This is a genomic window from Paenibacillus glacialis, from assembly GCF_001637205.1.
Taxonomy (GTDB): Bacteria; Bacillota; Bacilli; order Paenibacillales; family Paenibacillaceae; genus Paenibacillus_AQ; species Paenibacillus_AQ glacialis.
The window spans coordinates 54,273-72,293 of sequence record NZ_LVJH01000048.1 but is presented as its reverse complement, the minus strand read 5'-3'; the positions used below and the strand labels follow the sequence as shown (position 1 = coordinate 72,293).

The following is an 18,021-nucleotide window of genomic DNA, read 5'->3' as shown; positions in this document are numbered from 1 at the left end:
TATCGATTCATTCACACATTATCCTTCAAGACTTATACTAATTTTTTTACGATTTTTAGTTGTTCATCCATAGATAGTTGCTTGCTATTACATATGAATTCTAGTAGTTCACTTACGTGATGAATCGTCTTAGTCAAGTTGATATCTCTATCACTATTAACTTGTTCAATGATTTTTTTGATATGATTGATAGGTGGCATAACACCCTTCATATATTGTTCAGTGTCCACATTCCGGTTCCGGGCAATTATAGACGCTGTCAAAGCCTCCTGAATACGTGCACTGATCGCTGTACGACCATATTGCTCTGTATTGAACGTTACACGTAAATCTTCTAAATCATCTGGATTCTCAAAATGATGTGTCTGAATGGTTGGAAAGCTTTCTTTCATCAGTTGACTCAGTATCTGCCTAGGCCCAATTTCTACCGACTGGCTAACGCCATCCCGATACATATATTCCATCGTATTTAGCCAACGAACGGGATGTGTCATTTGATGATGTAGTAGCTTTATTAGCTCTTGTTGCTTATGCGGAAGTGCAGTCACATTTGAAATAATGGGCCACTGCGAGTCTTTTAACTTGTATTGATTCAACTCTTCTACTAATTTGTCTGCCGCTGAATTCATCATAGGGCTGTGGAATGGAGCACTAACATTCAAATAATTAACACTGGCACTCGGGATCCCTTTCATCCTTTCAATGATTTCACTGATCGCCAATTGATGGCCTGCCAAGACATGCTGATGCAATGAATTGCAGCATGCGATCACAACCTGCTTGGTTTCAGTAGAAATCTCACTACACCATTGCTCCAACTGCTCTCTAGAAACATTCATTACTGCAACCATAGTGCCTAGACCAGAGGATGCCGCGTCCTGCATAAGCATGCCTCTTTTTCGAACAATTCGGAGTCCATCTTGAAATGACATTACACCTCCACACACAAGAGCAGAATATTCACCAAGGCTATGTCCTGCCATAAGAGAAGGTTCCCAACCAAGTTCTTGTCTACCAATTTCAAAAGAAATAACACTTATAGTCAAAATAGCCGGTTGCGTGTTCATCGTCTGCATGAGTTGTAAATGACTACCCTCGAAGCATAATTTAGTAAGATCACAACCTAATGTATCATTTGCTTCCTCAAACAATCGTTTTGCCGTATTAAATTGATCTTGCAATTTTTTCCCCATACCTACATATTGAGAACCTTGTCCTGGAAACAAAAAGGCGGTTTTAGTCATCTACAAACCTCCATTCTTCATATTAATTATCATAAAATCTCAAGATATAATTAATGACAATAAACATAAATAATATTAAATACATCTCTATTTGGATTAGTTTCCATAAAATAACATAACATAGCCGTAATTTTATAGTCAATCACTTCGTGTAAATTAAATGTAAATATTACATTAAATTTGTATACTAATGACATTTTATGTAAATTAACAAAGATAGTACTGTCTCTTTCTGCTTTTTAGTCTCTTGAAGCTTTCTATTATTAAAAACTTAAAAAGACGACTTTCCAATTCAAATAGAATTGTAAGTCGTCTTTAGTATTAGGTTAGGTTTTGAGACTTTTAAAAATCAAATTAGGGGAGTGTGACCATTATATTATTCTACTGTTAATATGCGTGGGGATGCACTTTTCACAACTCTTGATGCAAACCAAGAACCCAAACATGCTATGAGAATACTTAAAAGAATCATTCCTATAATTCCTACCCCATTCATAATTAAAGGTACTTCAACTATTCCATAATCCATCAAAACAAAATTCAATAAGGGTGGGAGACCTAATAATCCAAAAGGAATTCCTATTACAGCTCCAATACAAGATACGACCAATATTTCTGCTGTAATTGACAACCGAATCTGTTGAGAAGTCATTCCTATTGATTTATAGATGCCATAGGTTCTACTCTGTTTTTTCATATTAATACGACATATACTATAGATAATAATAAATGTTACTGCAATGAATAGTAATGCCATTAGGGACATCGGTAATATTAGAATTGTAACAGCCTGAGAAAATACTTCATCTACCAAAGAAGCTTGACTTGCCGTCCAAAGTGCATTTCCATATTTCTTATGCATTTCATTCACAAATTGATTGACAGAAACACCATCTTGAAGATTAATGAAGATTGTATTCAACGAAGCTCCAAATTTCGGATTGACCTTTCTAACCGCTTCAGCTGTTATTCGACCTGTGTTAGACATATTGGCAATGGCCTGATAAATCCCTGTAACCGTGAGTGTATACTTTTCTCCTTCAATATAAATATCGAGTGGATCACCTACATTTATATTAAATTTTCTAGCTACATTTACACCGATTGTAATCTCATTATCCTTGATCGGATTATGTCCTTTCACATTCTCATAGCCTATTTCATCATAATTACCATCAGCAACAGTGAGTAATATTCCCATGGAGTCCCCATCCGAATCAGCAGCATGTTCCTTACTAATTGGTAAAACAGCATTTGCATCTCCATATAGGCTAAAGTTCTTAACTCTATTGTCTGATAATACTTCTCCATGTAATTGTTCATAGGTAATTTTATCTGGATTATCAATTCTAATAGATAGGTCCGATGAATCATATCCCCATTTCGCAATGGTCTGATGGATAGAAGTAATACTGAATATGAACATGAATCCAAATACCAAAACAGATGTTGACAAGGCTGAAATGAGGATAATCAGTAAAGATCCACGAATATTTTTTCTTACTCCTCTTAGCCCGATGAGAAATTCGATCGGAAGACGACCAAATTGCAACAACTTGCTTTTCCCAGTATCCAAACGTCTTGACAACTTAGAGCTATCTTTTTCCGACATACCGTAGCGAACAGCTTGCGCAGGCTTTACACTATGGGCTTTGTATGAGAAAAGCAGTGCTGATAGAGCAATAACAGTAATTACTGCAAAACCAATCCATATCTCAATACCCGAAAAATGAATATTCATATTCGACGAACTTGTGTTCAGATAAGCCATAGAGCTACTAACAATTTTATTTGAGAAATAATAACTAATCAAAATCCCTGGAACAACTGATATGAAAGCAATCAAAGTATATTGTGTAACATACCCAGCAATAATTTTGCGAGAGGATAATCCGACTGACTTGATGATACCTATCGTTTTGTAGCTAGATATGATCGCATCTGAAATGGTAAATCCGAGTGTGTACAGTGCGATTGAGATCATAACGATTGCTATAAAAATCATAATAAAGCTTATTACTTGATTGGCTATCATGTAGTACGATGATATGCTTTCAAAATCCTTCACAGATTCCAAAAAAGGAGTTCCTAGAAACTTCTCGAAATTTCCCCAGTAAGCTCTGTTTTGACTGTAATCATCAAATCGCATTTCGGTCATATACTTATCATTACCCTGTAATGTTGACAAGTGGGTAGTATAGTCTTGATCATTCATCCAAATTCTTCCACTCGTTGCAAACGGTGAACAATACGAAATATCCACAACTACACCAGCAACCAACAATTGGAATGTTTGTTTATCTGTTTTGAATTCAATCTGATCTCCCACTTGAATATTATTGGAATAAGCGAGCGATGTTGGTATCCAGGCTGTTCCCGGTTCGGGGTCTTGTCTATCCTCACCTTGTACAAATAAAAGCTTATCAACCGTAAAGGGCATATTCGGAGTATCCATCATAAACAAATCTACATTCGGAATTTCCTCTCCTTCATGAACCATACTGGAGAGATATCGATAACGCATCACTTCAGAAGTAGTCACTCCTTCTTGCTGTGCCCACCACTGATTAACCTTGTATGGATCATGAATGCCATTCTCAAACCTTAAAATTTGATGAGCACCATTAACCTTCGTGTGCATATCCTCATATACACGATTCGTATTATTAATCACTAGCACGGCAGTAGATAGGAGTAGCGCGGAGAGCATGATGATGATAGCCATAAAAGCATTCTGCACTTTTTTATTCTTCAGATTCGACCAACATAACTTCCATACAGGATACATTCGTAATCACCCCTTGCCTGACATGAATAGGAAAATTTGGTTCTCTCTTGCTTTCATATCTTCTGGTGAATATTTACTTAGTTCCAGTATACCGTCTATTTGCCCATCCTTAACAAGAATCAATCGATCTGCTCTACAAGCTGCTTTGATGTCATGTGTCACCATAACAATCGATTGAGCTTTATGATTTATCTCTGTCAAAATATCTAATATAATCGTCCCTTGCTCCTGACTAAGCGCTCCAGTGGGCTCATCAGCGAAAATAACTTCGGGCGAGTTAATGAGTGCACGGGCAATCGCTGCTCTTTGCTGCTGTCCACCAGATACTTGCGATGGCAAGCGATCAGCCTGTAATTCAATGTCCATCATTTTTAATAAATTTGTCGTTCGCATATTAATTTCGTTTTTACCACGACCAGCCACATATCCAGGAAATGCAACATTCTCAAACAAGCTGAAATCTGGAATTAGATTTATGGACTGATATACATAACCAATTTTATTAGAGCGAAAATCCGTTATCTCTTTTTCTGAATATCCATCTATCTGTTGCCCTTTAAAATATACTTTTCCAGAAGATAAACTATCTAGACCACTTAGCAAGTATAAAAGCGTTGATTTACCCGATCCTGAACTACCCATAATGACAGTAAAATCACCTTTATACAGTTCAAGATTAACATTTTTTGCAGCATGAAATTGTTCTGATCCTGTTGAATAGGACTTACATAAGTCAACTGCTTCAATCATCACTGTCTTTTTGGAATTAGCCGTTATCATAAATACCCCACCTTTAAATTATAATTTTTTATTAATTATAAATTTTAAAAATAATATCATTTATGAGTCCTAATACCTATGTCTTCGCCTTATACCTATTAAATTTAGTCAATCATAAATGGCATAATACATGAATTATCATTATTTATTTTTTATTTCCCATATTTATATCCCCTGTATCTGAGATTAGTTTAACCATGGGGCCACCTATCCCTATATAACCATCTTTGTAGTGCGGAAATGTAACATTTATTTTTCCTGAGTCTGCCTCCAGTTTGGTGCGAAGCGCTTCAGGTTCTTGAACCGCCTCTATACTAATATCCCCTGTGTCTGTTACAACGCTAATCTCATATTTAATTTGCTCAAGTGCTAAAGCTACATCTCCTGTATCCGATTTGATGTCAAATAACCCATCAGTTACATTAACATCAATATCACCTGTATCACTAGAAAGTCGATATTCGGTAACATGAACTGAGTCTACTTTGATGTTTGCTGTATCCGTTTTAACCTGTAGCTGACTCATCTTCGCCGCAGGTATACCTACCGTAAGTTGCAGATTCGTATAGAGATCAAATAGGCGCAATCTACTATCCTGTGTAATCTCAATATTAATTTCGCCTTTCACTTCCTTAACATTTAAATGGTAATCCTTTATCCATTTTTTTGTTGTTTCTCCTTGTAGAGTCGCTTGGATCTCGTCACCCTTAACTGGGACTATATTCACAGTTCCTGAATCTGCAAGAATAGAAATACCAGTTGCTTGCTCCACATTTATGGATTTCTTTATCTTTAGCTCTGCGATATTGAAGGCGGAATTCCCCATCAAATACATCGCAACATTTCCAATGATGGCAACGATAATTAAAACAAATGCAAATCTTAATATGTTCCTTGAGTTTCTCAATTCATCATATCCTTCCTATTAAGCTCAGGTTATACCGCAAGTAACGAATAACAAATTTATAATATACACTGGTCATTTTCATAGAACCGATAACTAACATTAGTCCTATGCCTACACAACCCACCATGAGAAAGAATTCATTGATAAAGATCGAGACCAGTGGATTCTGAATAAATAAAAGAATGGGTGATATGATTAAAAAAAATGCTACCCCATACACGCCTACAAACAATAATAACGAAGCAACGAATGGTAGCAAAACAACTATTAAATTGAACAATCCTAAACTAACTGTCGCCATGACGGCCCTAGTTACGCTTGAGAGTGAAGGGGATTTCCCAGCCTTCTTAATTTGAGTCTGAGCAAGCACCTCACGAGCGACTAATCTCGGACTTCCTAACCTCTGAATTACTTCTTTCTCTGAACGTCCATTTAATTCAGCCTGTTCAAAATGCTCTGCATAATCCGTCATAATTTCATCTCGTTCATCTGGAGGAAGCCGCTTTAAATATTTATACAACTCACTTAAATACAAGTCTTTGTTCACTCTGAGCCCTCCTCAATCATCTCTCGAACTCCCCCAGCGAACTTTTCCCATTCCGTTACAAGCTCATTCAAGACCGTCATTCCTTGATCCGTAATCTTATAGTACTTACGCGGAGGTCCTTCCATCGACTCAGATAAATAGGTTGAGAAAAGACCTTCAGATGCAAGTCTTCTTAGTAATGGATAAATCGTTCCTTCGGCAATTTCAAATCTCCGTGAAATCTGTTCCACTAGTTCATAACCATAACGATCTTTTTTAGCTGTCAAGACGAGAACACAAAGCTCCAACACACCTTTCTTAAATTGAATATTCAAGGTTCCTCACCATCACTTTGCTTAGTACTGTGTAATACTCAATACCTTTATATACATATATTAACATTAGCTACTATTTATTGCAAGGTACCTGTTATTATATATTTTTTTCATAATATAACTAAATCAAAGTCACGCTTTTTGCTTTCCTTACTCTACCCATATCCTTTTTACTTCTTCAAATGAATCGCAAACACAGGTGGACGGACTGTGGATGTGTTGAAGCATTGTTCTCATTTAGAGGAGTATGATGGTATAAATCAAGGACTGTACTTAATAGGCCTTCAAGCGCAGTATCTATGGGTATTATCTCTCGGTTAAATAACCTTCAAGTTGCTACGAAATATTGAGGATCGGACACAAACAGTTGTCTATGTATGCTAGTTGTACCATTACAATCTCTTCATATTCGCAATGTAATAGTAGTTGCGTTAACATCACGCCGCCAATTCCTCTTCCTTGATACTCTGGTAAGACAATCAAATCACATATTAAAGCCTGGAAAATTCCGTCTGATATCACTCTTCTAATTCCTACCAGTTTCTTTCTTCTTCTTTCATGGTTAACTTTGGAATAATACCCACACTCATTCAAAATTTATAATAACGTCTGGATTCACTTCTCGCTTTTGGACATTATCTTACTATCTCATAGGGTTGTATTACGTTAGTTAGTATTGAATCGGAAATTTCATTTCCTTCACCAATAACAATATCTAGTCCAAGTTCTTTTAGATTAGCATCCATAAATTTTAGTTCCAGCCAATGAGATATCCTGCAAATGCACCTCATATAATGCAACACGACCCAACCTTAGACTTTATCGTCTTAAGTCGGGTCGTTTTGCATGTTCTGATTCTATTTTTCACATCACTCAAAGCATTTTAATAACTCCAAAGCCTCTTCATGCTCAGGCTCAAGAACCAACGCCTCGCGTGTGTATTCCAATGCTTCGTCTTCCATCCCAAGCTCATAACTACAGATAGCCAAGCAGTAGAGAACCGTTGGCACAGGCTCATCTTCATCTGCATGTACAGAAATTTCTAGGAACAGCTTCGCATCCTCGTACATGTCCATCTCGAACAGCAACAACCCAGCGTCGAGTGCTAAATCATAGCGCTGCTCCATCACATAGTACGATGACCACATGATGTGTATACCTCTTTGGATATCCAGCATTTCTTCATCGCTAGCCTCTGGTAGCAAGTTCGAGATATGTTTCGCGCTCTGTATGAAGAACTCCGCATCATACCCTCCCAATCGCCAAAAAGCCAAGATTTGATGCAGTCCCATAGTTTCGAATTGCAGGTCTACCCATTCCTTCATACTGAAGAACTCATCCGGTCCAAAACGTTCGATACATCGCCGGTAGGCCAATCGGGTATTGGCATAGCTTAACGGTTGCTCCAGCATGAATATACTGCCGACATTTATATTTTTATAATGATGCGTGGTGAATAGTGTCTGTGCACCTTTTTGCTCAAATACTTGTTGAATGGCATGATAATTTGCTGTTAAAGAGAAGCTACCGTGAAGAATTAACTCAGGTGGTTCTGCAAACTTCCAGTTATCCAGACGGTGGTCGCCTTTATCCGCTGTGAGAAGTAGGAAACCTGCCTGTGATAACTGATTCAACCGCTCCAGACATGTCAACCCAACCTCTGGAAATAAGATATGTGAATCCTCAAGCTCCTGCTGATACAACGCGATCACATCGCGATACGGGTATGTTTCTGCTTCATATCTAGGAGCCCGACGATGCTCGTAATTCAATGTCATTTGTTCCAGTGCTTCTGAAGCATTAAGCAGATTGGAATTATCCGGGGACTCAATTAGAACATCACATTCAAAAATCTTGCCACCACCCACATAGATCAACTCTTGCGGAATACTATCAAAGAAATAATTAGCGACAATAAGTAACGGTTGCTTCAGATCACCGGGCCGAATGGTGATCTGAGATACCACCAAGTTCATCTCCGTATCATGCACGGCATCAAACCGTGCGAAATCCAGCAGTCCCTGCTGAATATATGATTGCAGAGCAGGATGATTCTTCCAACCAATCACATTTTTTAACGCCAAATCGGTCATAACATAGCGGAAAGGTGGAAGCACTATCCCTGCAAAATCTCTCAACTCGCACAGTTTATGCAATACATGAAATGCGAGGCGCCCTGCTCCCGCTCCAAGCTCCAGGATCGTAACGGGTTCAGAAATATAGCCCTTCCCGGCCCGGTCTTGAAGAAATCCGAAAATCATTTCAGCGTAGGCTGTAGCAATCATAGGGTTGCTCGTTATATATTGTGGAACCTGATCATTATTCCAAGCATTCATTCCTTGTTCTTCATAATACGTCCGCTGCAAATCCCAAATAGGTGCTTCACTGAAGCGAAAGCGTTGTTGTTTATTGTCTGCCATTCACTATTTACCTGCTCTCTGTGTTTCATTAAGTCTATCTGTTATCATACTAAGTTTGTGTACTTCAATCTCCTGCAACAAATGAACGTCTCTAGAATCGTACCATATAAGTTGCATCCTTCAAAACCTGTAGATTGGTAGATTCTTGTATATATTCAATGTAAACATCCATGATAGAGGATTGATATGATTAATTGCCAACAAAAAGCCCCTTCAGATTGGATATCCAAAAGGGAGAAGTCAACTCTCGAATCCTTAATTAGTTCTCTAGCAATATTAAGAAATTTCTCATCTGAGTCAACCGTAGTTAATTATGAATTCTCATCCATTGAGAACCCTCCATATTTTATAAAATCTTATTTACGCTAACGTTCTAAAGAACCATTTAAATATTCCTTGTACAATCACTTTGTTGAGCAATCTTCCAAGCTGAATAGAAATCTGCCACTGAACTATATCTATCCTTACGATTTCTCTCAACAGCTTTGAGTGCTACACAGTATAATTCTTTACCCGCATCCCATTTTGAATAAGAACGATCAAGCTCGCCACCGATCAGGCAAAACGCAATTGCTCCCATATTAAATACATTTGTAATCTCATCAATACTTGCACCCAATTCGAACTCCTCAGGTGACATGAACCTGGATGACCCCCAAAGTCTTCCCATTGTATTTAGAAATGGTTTCTTCTGATAATAATCAATATCACAAATCTTTGTTGTATTGGTAGTGAAATCATATAAGATACTACCATCATAGAAATCAGCAGCAACATATCTTCTTCTTTCTATAACCGTATGAAATGAAAAAATACTATTTAACGAAAGCAGCCGCAATTCAATTGACAATTGTCTATAACAAAAGTATGGAGAGTTGGGATCATTGTATTTCGCTGGTGGTGGAAATGACCAATGAGGATGAAGACATTTACCTTCAAACCATTCAAATACTAAAGCATACCCATCTTCGACCTCGAAATGGTCTACTAAATTGATTAGGTGCTGATGCTTCAAGTCTTCATATATTGGAATAGCTTCTTTTAATCGCACAACCGCATCTTGAGGATCACCTGCATATTCTAATGTGTGAGCACCTCCATATTTGACAAACCTCTTTGTTTCATCTTTCTGAATCCCAAATGATATATTTCCAGAGTCTTGTTTATCAAAAACACAAAATACACTTCCCATTTCTTTTAGCCAATCAAAATTCCGATCTTTTCTTAATTGAAACGATACGTTATTGAGCGTGATTGTAACTGGATTACTCATTAACTCCTCCATAGGTATGAATATATTATTTTAAGCTTTAAAGGGAATGCACTTTGATGCTCTCAGTTGCTTGTGTAGAACTATCACTTCCTAACGCCTGCACAGAAATGTGGTCGTGAAGTGTCTGATTACCGAACTCCCATCTATAAGACCATCCATCACTTCCATCTGCGTCATGACCAATTAGAATTCTTTCATTCCATGTTTCCGTCCCTGTTGGAATTAACCGGTAATGATAATAAATATAAGTCATGCAATATTTAATCAGGTAGGATATTAGCCCTCATCCAGATAAGTGATTCCGAATAATGTAGGAATGGAGGTGGGTGAATGAAACACAAATTCATCAGTAGCAAAATGAAAAAAGGGCAGCCATTACTAAATGATCGCTTCCTATCCCGTCATGTTCCGCAAACCCGTTGGTACCGTGATGCCACGCTTACCATGATGCTCAGGGAATTCCCTGTCTTATATATCAAGCCCGATAATGGTTCCGCGGGAACGGGGATAATCCGAGTTAAGAGGCTTAATCGTTCAGAAAGCTTGATTTCGTATAAAACCAAGTCAATAATCTGCCGTAACAGAAACATTGTATTCGAAGTAGTAAAGAGAATGCGTCGCGGTAAAAAATATATTATCCAGCGAGGGATTACACTAGCAACCTATCGAAATAAACCTTTTGATCTGCGGATTGTTCTCCAAAAACCCTCCAATCGTTGGTTACTTACCTGGATGAGTGCCAAAGTCGCGCCAAGGTCCAATTCCATCGTCACCAATGTGGCAAAAGGAGCACGGGATGCGAGAATAAAGGAAATCCTTCGAGGAGCCGACCAACCGCTACACGTATCTAGGGTTCTCAAGACTTTAAGTGGTGTCTCCTACAAAATCGCACGTAAATTAGGCTCTCGTTTCCCTTTTCGAATCATCGGATTGGATATGGGCATCGACAAGAAAGGGAAAGTATGGTTTATCGAAGCTAACACCAAACCTAACTTTCACGGCTTGAAGAAGCTTGATCCCATCCAATACCGAAGATATCTTCATGCAAAGAGGCGAATAGAAGCAAGGAGATGAAAATGAGCAAATCCTCGACATTACAGAGGTTCTCGACAGTAATATTAGGTATGTAGTAAAGTTGGATGGGAACCCGAGGATATCATTAAAGTTGATACTCTAGTTGAAAATCCCTTGGGTCCTGTTCGTATAGTGTCTTATTTATTTCTACTGTCTCTTTACACCCAAGCGCAAAATAAAATGCAACTGTCTCTTCGGCAGAACCAGAACAAATATATATTTTATCTGCTTGCCACTCTTTCGCTATTTCTGCAATTATCAAGAATAACTTTTTACCTATTCCTTTATTTCTATGCTCTAATGAAATAAATAATTGGTCTAATAAAACGTAATTAGAATTGTCACCAAAGAACTCACGATTTATTGTAGCGAACCCCATTAATCTGTTACTGTCATCAAAAGCACCTACCGCATCACCTTCACTTAATATCGTTGCTTTCAAACTATTGAAATGGTGTTCGTAACCATTAGCCCAATCAGAATCTAGATAGTTAATCTCAACTAACTGGCGTTGTCCATTGACTTCTCTCCATGCTTTTTTTATGTATTGCGATGGATTCATATCATTTATTCGTTTACAATCTTCAACTACTAATTTTCTATACTTCACACTTAACATTATTTACCTCCATAGCCTCATAGTTTCTTCTCAAAACAAACACTCGAAAGACAATGCGTATATTCTCCAAATCTATCATCCAGAAAAGGATCACGATAACTGTAGTTTCTTCCATTTACGAATCTTAGAACGAAATGTCTTGAAAGGCGCAACTGAATTAATGTGAATCCATTTGACCATCGCCCACCGCGGATTAGTACCTGTCCAAAGTCGAACACCTTGCGTAAAGAGTTCTTCTTCATTCAATGAATCAATCCAGTCCTGCCATTGTTGTTCTGTTTCTTTGAATAAAGATCTCAAATCGTTTAAAGAGTAGAGCGCATATGTATGATAAAATGATTGATACAGTCCGCCAAGTTGATTCCATTTATAGCTCTGAGCAGGCATAATGACGGTTTTACCCATTTTTTCATCCCTGTCCCATCCCATAACAAGATTCATCCAACCAAGTTGATAGGCAATGATTTCTGCAGGCGTGCGATCTACCTCTTGAATACGTATATCTTTTTGAGAATCTTCAATTCCATCAAATTCAATATCCAGAGACAGATAGCCGGTATGGATAGCGTTTTTCAATGCGTGTTTAGATTCATAATCATGACTTGGCATATAATAACCTCCTTTTTAATCTCGATAAATAATTCACATGAGTCACCACATGTTATTTTCTTATATTCAGTTTGATCGTTATCTAATAAATTAGGTCCTCACGTATTTCTAGTTCATTTTCAATGCAATAATCCCTATACTTCTTCAAAACTGTATAAACATCATCTTGTCCAATAATCACGTTATTTTCATCGAAGTATTGTAGAGATCCTCCCAAGATAAATAATGTAATTACCTCTTCGTCTTCTGTAATTAATGTATGAATATCTCCTGGTGGTTCGAATATAAATGTTCCTGGTTTGGCGATCCATTCTCGTCCTTCATATCTCCATTCCCCTTGAATGTTGTATCCTATAACACTTCCTCCTGTGTGCCGGTGACGAGTTAATATTTTATTGCTCTTTATCTTAAATAAATACGTCCAACTTCCTGTCGATAAGTCAAATCTAAGTGGTTTAAAGTAACAATTAACTTCCCCTTCATCAAAAGGTACCCAAGGTAAATCATCGATATTGAACACTCTTTCGGGTATTTGGAAATTTTCAGCAAGCTTAATGACTGTTTCTTTAATTAGTTGGTTCATAGAGCGGACTCTCCTCTTTTCTACTTTTTTTATTATTAATTTCCTCTGTTATCGTGGCTACAATGGTATCAAGTGGCAAAGAACCATCGACAATGAAATCTGAATTAGGTTTTGTTGTTCTTAACATATCCAAATACGCATTCCTTCCTCGAGATAGGTAATTTTCCATATCATTTCTGACATTCTCAATAGACTCTTCTGCAAAATCTCTTAATATTCGCCTTGCCATAGCCATGTCCAAGGGGGTATCGATAAAGATTGTAAAATTGATTAATTTACTCATTTCTTCATGTGCATAGGCAAAAGGATAATCAAGTAATATGTAGTCAAGTGGTGGTATATGTTCTGATAGTAACAACTGTATCTGGTTGATTAATGGCGATAAATTCCACACATTATGATCCGAACCCTTCTCTACCCATTCACGAATATCATCGGGCTCACCATCAAATTCATAGTCATCGAAATAAAGAGCTTTCGAATTGCTTAAAGTAGCTGTTAAACGTTTCGTCACTGTAGTTTTCCCACCACCAGAAACTGCAGCAATGGCAATTACATATGGTTTTTGTTGTCTTTCCATTATATTCTCCTCGAACGCGATTTTTTTGTTATGAATCTGCATTTTATCTATTTTACCATGGTACACAAGCTATTAATATTGCTTTCAAAGGTTTCGCCTAACGTTCAGGTATTCACAAAATGCCCCAGCCATAGATATCTCTTATCTTAGGATGGGGCATTTGTTGTCCGAGCTTATTCATGATTATATATCTGTCAACCAAAGGACCGAAGATCGGATACATGAGTACGGTGTTAGGCGATTCTCACGATTCGCTCTAAATATCTACATGTCTTCCATGTTAAAATCTCTTAGTTTTATTAGTTGTTTTCTACCTCTATTTCCTTGTTTCATTGTAACTTTCCCATTGTCAACGGTAGTTCTTATAATATAATCACCAGTAAGCAAGTTATAATCTTCCTCATCGGCGTTTTCTTGTGTTGTCGTACCGGTGAAATATTCCCCCATTGTTGCCCCAATCAAATACCAATCATTATTCTGATATCTAAATCTATATTTATTGTACCATCTCCAGTTACTTCCACCGTACTCGCTTACCAGAACTGATCCTCTATCTATAGAAAGACCATCAAAGGGATCTCCCCAAACACCACCTTCATCGGCCTTTAAAATCACTCTATCAGCAATGATTGAAAGTGAATAGGTTTTATCCATAGAACCAAAAGCAATTAGTAATGCGCGTGAAGGGGCCTCTTCTGGTTCAGTTGTTGTTTTTTCAATAACTGCAGCAATATCATGAATGCCATCTTTATTTAAATCTCCTTCTGCTTTTTCTGGTTCTCCTTTGACTTTCTCAAGTATCTTCCAGCCAGAAGGTATTATTGTTTCTATACCTGTAGCGCTAACATTTCTTTGTTCTTCAGGCTTTTCATTATTCTTTGATTCCGTATTTGTACTGGGTGAATTATTGGATAAATTTTTGTTACTAGCATCGCACGCAGTTAATAATTGAAGTATGGATAGCAAGAATAAACAATATATTATTTTCTTCATTAAACTTCCCTCAGTCTAGTTTTTTGGCTTTCGAGAGTTTCACCTAACGTGACGTTCAATCGGCTTAAGTCAACCAAGTTGATAGGTCATCAGAATTTCCCAATAACAAGTGACGCCTGAATTCACTTCTTGGAGATTCCTCTTGGCGATCGTGGAGCGTCAGCGACGATGTAGGAATGTAATGATATTAGAAGTATGATTGAAATATCAGGTGTTATGCCAATAGAAAGTATAATGCGAATGCTGATGAAAGCCTAAGGACTTATAAAAAGAATTATCAGAAATAACATATGCTTTTTTAGCACCTAAGGCGTAACATCTTTTTAAGGCTTCTAGAACTACCGCTTTACCAAGTCCCTTATGCCGGTACTCTGGAATTGTACATACAGGTTCAACATAAGCATAATCAGTTTTCTGACTATACCATAAGCCGCAGTATGCAACATATTCCCCATCTTCATTTTCTGCAACAATATGTAGGAATGAATTCAAATTCGTGGCTGACAACATTACTTTTTGCTTATTAATAGTAGTTTCATCAACAGGTATATGTCCTTCGTTATCAAATGCCTTCCACAGCAAATTTTGATGTTTATATAAGTCCTTTTTTATATCAATATTTTTTAAAGTTATACCCTCAGGAGTTATAAAATCAAGGTTAGCATTCTCTAGTGTAAATTCGAGTATGTTTTCAGTCAGATCATTCTTCACAAAATTCCTACTTCGTAATAAGTCTAGCGTGTGAGGATCCGTATCATTCACCGCAATCCCAAGGCCATTTTCATTACTGAAAGTAGCAATGGCATATTCTAATATATCTTTTTCTAATTCTGCAAACCCTTGTTTAGTTGCAAAAAATGCTTCGCCGAAATAATGGTCATAGGTTGCTATTCCTACTAACTCATCATTACAATACCACATTCCAATTTTATTCATTAAGTCAGTATTAAATTCAGGGTGAAAAAACATCCACTCCCATCTTGCCCAATTCCAATTTATATGTCTACGGTCATCTTTTGATAATTCAATCAAAAAATCACAAACTTTATCATAATAAGAATTATCGAAACTTCTAAAAACAATGTTCATTTCAATCCCCCATAATATATAAATAGTTTTTATGTCACAATGAAATACTATTGCACCCAAATATCTTAAATAAATTATACGCGATCTTTCCAATAGTTGGGTGATAAAGATTAATTATAACTGCAGGGATTGATGTACGTTAGCTAGAGCAGATGCTATTATGATGAATCGGTATTATTCACTTAATTCTCTTATGTAAAAATATTAATCTTTCTATTTCATTAAAACCGTTTTTCTTGTAAAATTCCTCAGCTGGAATCTCCCTATTAGTCAAAAGTGTTATATTCTCGATCCCTGCGTGTATTAAATCACCTTCTATATAGTTAATCAACTTTGTTCCGATTCCACTTCGTTGTTCATCAACTTGGACACACATTTCATTAACAAAGAATTCATCACCTTCCCACCATCGCTTGCGAAATCCAAAAATAAAACCTCTTATTTCACTCCCGTCTTCAGCAATGAAACCTCTAAACCCAGGTGTCTGTATGTAGTCAACTAAATATTGTTTAGCAGCTTCTATCGACCAATTATCATTCCATGGTTCTCGATTAAACACATTAACAAAGAGGGTAGTACATTTCCTAAGATCATCACTCTCGAAAGGCCTTATTATCATTGATCTCAACTCTTTCATTTGCTTTTTTTATTAACATTATTAAATCATCGAGACAACTTGACTGCTGAAGCGTAAATATGTTCTTATATGCCGTTGGGGTGATCTTTGAATATGCTCTCTAATTCTTGTATTAACCCATTTGTTGTATAAACCTTTACTCCAATATTCATTATTTCATCAATCCCTTTACTATAGATGCCGGAAATAGCGTCTTCTACCATTACAACTTTAAAATCTCGCTCGCTTGCTTGATAAATACTTGTTCTTGGACAATTCGGGAAATTGCATCCTATGAAAATTAAAGTATCTATTTCTTTCTCTCTTAAAAAATTTTCTAGGTTGGTTTGGTAAAATGCTCCCCATCTAGATTTATAAATAGCCCATTCTAAATTTCCAATTAATTGAATCGTTCCATTCAATAGGTCTTGATATTGCAATCCTTCAGCATTTGTTGGCGTAATTGAACTTACAAGTTCTGCCCCAGTAGATCCGGGTCTGACTACATCAACGCCGGATTCAATCATTTCCCTACGACATATGTCTACATTCGACCCATCTTCTTTGTACAAACGGATAACATGTATAATTGGGATTTGATTTCTCCTACACGTCTCTAAGATACTCTTCATCTGAGGTATTACTTCATTTGTTCCTTTTATTTCGGCAATGGCACCAAGCAAGCTAAAGTCATTTTGAGTATCAATTGTAATTACAGCGCACTGATTAAAATTTGGTTCTGTATACTTATCCATCACTGACCCACCTTCAAAGAATAGTATTTGCCCCAATTGCATATAACGCTTGTGTATTAGCGACATCCCTTCCCCCTTAGGAGAATGGATGATCTGCCTGATGTCCTTCTTCGAAAAAACTCTGGCAGATCAAGGGCTAATAGCTCGCAGCGCTAATATTACGTTAGATGATGTCGTCTCTTCTTCAATTGAACCTACACTGTTGTCTTTATCCAGTACTTACAGACTCCTTCACTTAACTCGGTTAATACACCGCTGTTCGCCTCAATAATTTTCCTAGAAGGCATGTTGACTTCATCACACGTCAGTAATACATTTTCAATTTTCATCTCACTTGCTTTACTCAATAGTTCACGCAATATTAATATTCCATATCCTTTATTTCGGCATGAAGGCCGGATAACATAACCGATATGCCCACCACGTTCTAGTAATTTATCGTTTAGATAATGACGCAGTTTCCCGTACCCAGAAGGATAACCATCTATATACAACCAGTAAATAGTTTGTGGCACTAAATAGGATTCTAGGTTTATTCCTCTTGCCATATCATGGCATCTCAAAATCTTCTCGCTGAACATGTCTTCACTTGTAGTATATAGGCTATTAACAAACCCATTCTCTCCTGGACCTATCTCTAGCGCCATATCATGAATCTCTTTTGCTTCTTTTATCAATAGTTCTTTTAATATTACTTCCATTTGGCAACCCCCTGGACTAACTTCTTTGATTAAGAAGCGGTAGCGACGATGTAGGAGTACTATGTTAAAAGACGTTGACGGATTCCTAGAATTTCCTATCATAATACTCTTCAAATATTCCTTTTAGAT

The 18,021-nt window shown here is 37.1% G+C and carries 20 protein-coding genes; 1 reads left to right on the top strand and 19 read right to left on the bottom strand.

Going from position 1 to position 18,021, the window contains the following annotated elements; all coding sequences use genetic code 11:
- Window positions 1-32: 32 nt before the first annotated feature.
- The 10 genes from fabD to PGLA_RS19905 form a co-directional block, all read right to left on the bottom strand.
- Complete coding sequence (fabD, locus tag PGLA_RS19945; protein WP_068536223.1) at window positions 33-1,244, bottom strand: ACP S-malonyltransferase; 1,212 nt, start codon at window positions 1,242-1,244, stop codon at window positions 33-35.
- A 376-nt stretch (window positions 1,245-1,620) separates the two neighbouring features.
- The gene (locus PGLA_RS19940) at window positions 1,621-4,032 is read right to left on the bottom strand and encodes an ABC transporter permease (RefSeq protein WP_068536220.1); all 2,412 of its coding nucleotides are present in this window, start codon (window positions 4,030-4,032) and stop codon (window positions 1,621-1,623) included.
- 6 nt (window positions 4,033-4,038) lie between these two features.
- Window positions 4,039-4,812, bottom strand: coding sequence for an ABC transporter ATP-binding protein (locus PGLA_RS19935; RefSeq protein ID WP_068536218.1), 774 nt, complete (start codon window positions 4,810-4,812; stop codon window positions 4,039-4,041).
- A 145-nt stretch (window positions 4,813-4,957) separates the two neighbouring features.
- Window positions 4,958-5,719 (bottom strand): DUF4097 family beta strand repeat-containing protein, encoded by a 762-nt coding sequence (locus PGLA_RS19930; protein ID WP_068536217.1) that lies wholly within the window; start codon window positions 5,717-5,719, stop codon window positions 4,958-4,960.
- A gap of 4 nt (window positions 5,720-5,723) precedes the next feature.
- Window positions 5,724-6,266 carry a DUF1700 domain-containing protein gene (locus PGLA_RS19925; protein ID WP_068536215.1) on the bottom strand — a complete coding sequence of 181 codons (543 nt, stop codon included), beginning with the start codon at window positions 6,264-6,266 and terminating at the stop codon, window positions 5,724-5,726.
- Window positions 6,263-6,580, bottom strand: a complete 318-nt coding sequence (locus PGLA_RS19920) for a PadR family transcriptional regulator (RefSeq protein ID WP_068536214.1) — start codon at window positions 6,578-6,580, stop codon at window positions 6,263-6,265. Before PGLA_RS19920 ends, PGLA_RS19925 begins: the two co-directional genes overlap by 4 nt.
- A 336-nt stretch (window positions 6,581-6,916) precedes the next feature.
- The gene (locus tag PGLA_RS27595; protein ID WP_342671701.1) at window positions 6,917-7,174 is read right to left on the bottom strand and encodes a GNAT family N-acetyltransferase; all 258 of its coding nucleotides are present in this window, start codon (window positions 7,172-7,174) and stop codon (window positions 6,917-6,919) included.
- Between the two features lie 275 nt (window positions 7,175-7,449).
- Window positions 7,450-9,000, bottom strand: coding sequence for a tetratricopeptide repeat protein (locus tag PGLA_RS19915; protein WP_068536212.1), 1,551 nt, complete (start codon window positions 8,998-9,000; stop codon window positions 7,450-7,452).
- Between the two features lie 385 nt (window positions 9,001-9,385).
- Window positions 9,386-10,273 carry a serine/threonine-protein kinase gene (locus PGLA_RS19910; RefSeq protein WP_425415408.1) on the bottom strand — a complete coding sequence of 296 codons (888 nt, stop codon included), beginning with the start codon at window positions 10,271-10,273 and terminating at the stop codon, window positions 9,386-9,388.
- 37 nt (window positions 10,274-10,310) lie between these two features.
- A complete protein-coding gene (locus tag PGLA_RS19905) occupies window positions 10,311-10,526 on the bottom strand; it encodes a hypothetical protein (protein WP_068536209.1) in 216 nt (71 codons plus the stop codon).
- 77 nt (window positions 10,527-10,603) lie between these two features.
- On the opposite strand from PGLA_RS19905, the gene PGLA_RS19900 reads away from it, so the two are divergent.
- Complete coding sequence (locus PGLA_RS19900; protein ID WP_068536207.1) at window positions 10,604-11,347, top strand: YheC/YheD family protein; 744 nt, start codon at window positions 10,604-10,606, stop codon at window positions 11,345-11,347.
- A gap of 85 nt (window positions 11,348-11,432) precedes the next feature.
- Here PGLA_RS19900 and PGLA_RS19895 read toward each other — a convergent pair whose 3' ends face one another.
- The 9 genes from PGLA_RS19895 to PGLA_RS19855 form a co-directional block, all read right to left on the bottom strand.
- Window positions 11,433-11,966: a GNAT family N-acetyltransferase gene (locus tag PGLA_RS19895; RefSeq protein ID WP_068536206.1), complete on the bottom strand. Its 534-nt coding sequence runs from the start codon at window positions 11,964-11,966 to the stop codon at window positions 11,433-11,435.
- A gap of 90 nt (window positions 11,967-12,056) precedes the next feature.
- Window positions 12,057-12,575, bottom strand: a complete 519-nt coding sequence (locus tag PGLA_RS19890; RefSeq protein WP_068536204.1) for a ClbS/DfsB family four-helix bundle protein — start codon at window positions 12,573-12,575, stop codon at window positions 12,057-12,059.
- An 82-nt stretch (window positions 12,576-12,657) separates the two neighbouring features.
- On the bottom strand, window positions 12,658-13,158 hold the full coding sequence (locus PGLA_RS19885) for a 2,4'-dihydroxyacetophenone dioxygenase family protein (protein ID WP_068536202.1): 501 nt from the start codon (window positions 13,156-13,158) through the stop codon (window positions 12,658-12,660).
- Window positions 13,142-13,738: a nucleoside/nucleotide kinase family protein gene (locus tag PGLA_RS19880; RefSeq protein ID WP_068536201.1), complete on the bottom strand. Its 597-nt coding sequence runs from the start codon at window positions 13,736-13,738 to the stop codon at window positions 13,142-13,144. The genes PGLA_RS19885 and PGLA_RS19880 overlap by 17 nt, the downstream gene beginning before the upstream one ends.
- A 264-nt stretch (window positions 13,739-14,002) precedes the next feature.
- On the bottom strand, window positions 14,003-14,731 hold the full coding sequence (locus tag PGLA_RS19875) for a hypothetical protein (protein ID WP_068536199.1): 729 nt from the start codon (window positions 14,729-14,731) through the stop codon (window positions 14,003-14,005).
- A 207-nt stretch (window positions 14,732-14,938) separates the two neighbouring features.
- Complete coding sequence (locus PGLA_RS19870; protein ID WP_068536197.1) at window positions 14,939-15,820, bottom strand: GNAT family N-acetyltransferase; 882 nt, start codon at window positions 15,818-15,820, stop codon at window positions 14,939-14,941.
- A gap of 178 nt (window positions 15,821-15,998) precedes the next feature.
- Window positions 15,999-16,379, bottom strand: a complete 381-nt coding sequence (locus tag PGLA_RS19865; protein WP_245700191.1) for a GNAT family N-acetyltransferase — start codon at window positions 16,377-16,379, stop codon at window positions 15,999-16,001.
- A gap of 143 nt (window positions 16,380-16,522) precedes the next feature.
- Window positions 16,523-17,191, bottom strand: coding sequence for a cysteine hydrolase family protein (locus tag PGLA_RS19860; RefSeq protein ID WP_068536407.1), 669 nt, complete (start codon window positions 17,189-17,191; stop codon window positions 16,523-16,525).
- A 194-nt stretch (window positions 17,192-17,385) separates the two neighbouring features.
- Window positions 17,386-17,892 (bottom strand): GNAT family N-acetyltransferase, encoded by a 507-nt coding sequence (locus PGLA_RS19855; protein WP_068536194.1) that lies wholly within the window; start codon window positions 17,890-17,892, stop codon window positions 17,386-17,388.
- Window positions 17,893-18,021: the final 129 nt, after the last annotated feature.